Here is a 2,764-nt window from a genome sequence, read left to right on the forward strand (position 1 = left end):
ATGACGATGGATTTCAAGGTGCCGCTCAAGGGCGGACTGCCCCGCCATCTGGAAGTGGGGGACCCGGTGAGCTTTGAGTTCTACATGGATGCCGATGGCATGCCGCAGTTGACCCGACTGTCGCACCTGGCACCTGAGCCCCAGCCTGCGTCCGAGGCGCCCCATCAAGCCCATGGGACAGCCAAGCAAGGGAGCAAGCCATGATCGCCCGCCTGATCCGTTGGTCCATCACCAACCGCTTCCTGGTGCTGCTGGCCACCTTGATGCTCAGTGCATGGGGGGTGTATTCGGTTGCGAGAACGCCGCTGGACGCCTTGCCCGACCTGTCTGATGTGCAAGTCATCATCCGCACGACCTACCCAGGCCAGGCGCCGCGCATTGTGGAGAACCAGGTCACCTACCCGCTGACCACGACCATGCTGTCGGTGCCTGGCGCCAAGACGGTGCGGGGGTACTCCTTCTTCGGCGACTCTTATGTCTACGTGCTGTTCGAGGACGGCACCGATCTGTACTGGGCCCGCTCACGTGTGCTGGAGTACCTGAACCAGGTTCAGTCGCGTTTGCCTGCCAGCGCCAAGGCGTCGCTGGGGCCCGACGCCACGGGTGTGGGCTGGATTTACCAATACGCCCTGGTGGACCGTGGAGGCACACAGGATGCGGGTCAGTTGCGTGCCTTGCAGGACTGGTTCTTGAAGTACGAACTCAAGACCGTGCCCAATGTGGCGGAAGTGGCCTCTGTAGGCGGCATGGTGCGCCAGTACCAAGTGGTGCTGGACCCCGACAAACTGGCCACCTACGGCATCCCGCACACCCAGGTGGTCGAGGCCATCCAGAAGGCCAACCAGGAGGCGGGCGGTTCGGTGCTGGAGTTGGGCGAAGCCGAGTACATGGTGCGCGCCTCTGGCTACCTGCAATCGCTGGACGATTTCCGACAAGTGCCCTTGGTTACCACCGACGCAGGCGTATCAGTGCGCCTGGGGGATGTGGCCCGCATCCAGATGGGACCCGAGATGCGTCGGGGCATTGGCGAGTTGGACGGTGAGGGGGAGGCCACTGGCGGCGTGATCGTGATGCGCTCAGGCAAAAACGCATTGGAGACGATTGCTGCTGTGAAGGCCAAGCTCAAGACCCTGCAAGCCAGCTTGCCCAAAGGGGTGGAGATCGTGCCGGTGTACGACCGATCCACCCTCATCGAGCGCGCGGTGGAGAACCTGTCACACAAGCTGCTCGAAGAGTTCGCCGTGGTGGCCGTGGTGTGCTTTGTCTTTTTGTTTCACCTGCGCTCGGCCCTGGTGGCCATCATCTCGCTGCCACTGGGCATCCTGGCGGCTTTCATCGTCATGCACCACCAAGGGGTGAACGCCAACATCATGTCGCTGGGCGGCATCGCCATTGCCATTGGTGCCATGGTGGACGCAGCCGTGGTGATGATCGAGAACGCACACAAGCACCTGGAACATTGGGAGCAGGCCCACCCCGATCAAACGCTGGAAGGTGCCGAGCGCTGGAAGGTCATTGGCGACTCGGCGGCCGAGGTCGGGCCCGCGCTGTTTTTCTCACTGTTGATCATCACGCTGTCTTTTGTGCCAGTGTTCACGCTGGAGGCGCAAGAGGGGCGGCTGTTCTCGCCGCTGGCCTTCACCAAAACCTATGCCATGGCGGCGGCAGCGGGCTTGTCGGTCACGCTGATCCCCGTGCTGATGGGCTACCTGATCCGTGGCCGCATCCCCAGCGAGCAGAGCAACCCGCTCAACCGACTCCTGATTGCCATCTACCGCCCACTGCTCAATGCAGTCTTGCAAGGCCCCAAGCGCACGCTGGCGGTGGCCGCCGTGTTGCTGTTGCTCAGCTTGTGGCCCTTGCAGCACATTGGCGGTGAGTTCATGCCCAAGCTGGACGAGGGCGACCTGCTCTACATGCCTACAGCCCTGCCGGGCTTGTCCGCAGGCAAGGCCGCCGAGCTGCTTCAGCAGACCGACCGTTTGATCAAGACCGTGCCCGAGGTGGCCAGCGTCTACGGCAAGGCAGGCCGCGCCGAAACCGCGACCGACCCGGCACCCATGGAGATGTTCGAGACCACCATCCAATTCAAACCCAAAGACCAATGGCGCCCGGGCATGACGCAAGACAGGCTGGTTGAAGAGCTGGACCGCATTGTCAAGGTGCCCGGCCTGGCCAACATCTGGGTGCCCCCCATCCGCAACCGCATCGACATGCTGGCCACCGGCATCAAGAGCCCCGTGGGCGTCAAGGTGGCGGGCACCGACCTGGCCACCATCGACCGACTCACGGGTGAGATCGAGCGGGCGCTCAAGGATGTGCCCGGTGTCAGCAGCGCCTTGGCCGAACGCCTGACAGGTGGCCGGTATGTGGACGTCAACATCCGCCGCGATGCCGCCGCGCGCTTTGGCATGAACATCGCCGATGTGCAGTCGGTTATCAGCTCGGCAGTGGGCGGCGAGAACATCGGCGAGACGGTGGAAGGTTTGCAGCGCTTCCCGATCAACCTGCGCTACCCACGCGAAACACGTGATTCGCTGGAGAAACTGCGCACCTTGCCCATCGTGAACGAGCGCGGGCAGCGCCTGGTCTTGTCCGACGTGGCCGACATCCGCGTAACCGATGGCCCACCCATGCTGCGCAGCGAGAACGCCCGCCTGTCTGGCTGGGTGTATGTGGACATCCGGGGGCGAGACCTGCGCTCAGCGGTGCAGGACATGCAAAAGGCTGTCGCGGCCAAGGTCAAACTGCCGCCTGGCTACTC

Annotated in this window: 1 protein-coding gene and 1 pseudogene; both read left to right on the forward strand. The window is 63.4% G+C overall.

Features of this window, described 5'->3' with window-relative positions:
• Positions 1-204: pseudogene (locus QZ994_RS19350) on the forward strand (hypothetical protein); the annotation flags it as partial.
• The coding region (locus QZ994_RS19355) for a CusA/CzcA family heavy metal efflux RND transporter (protein ID WP_290877582.1) at positions 201-2,764 on the forward strand (2,564 nt) is incomplete at its 3' end. The pseudogene QZ994_RS19350 and the gene QZ994_RS19355, both read left to right, overlap by 4 nt.

The organism is Aquabacterium sp. (genome assembly GCF_021768455.1).
Lineage (GTDB): Bacteria > Pseudomonadota > Gammaproteobacteria > Burkholderiales > Burkholderiaceae_C > Aquabacterium.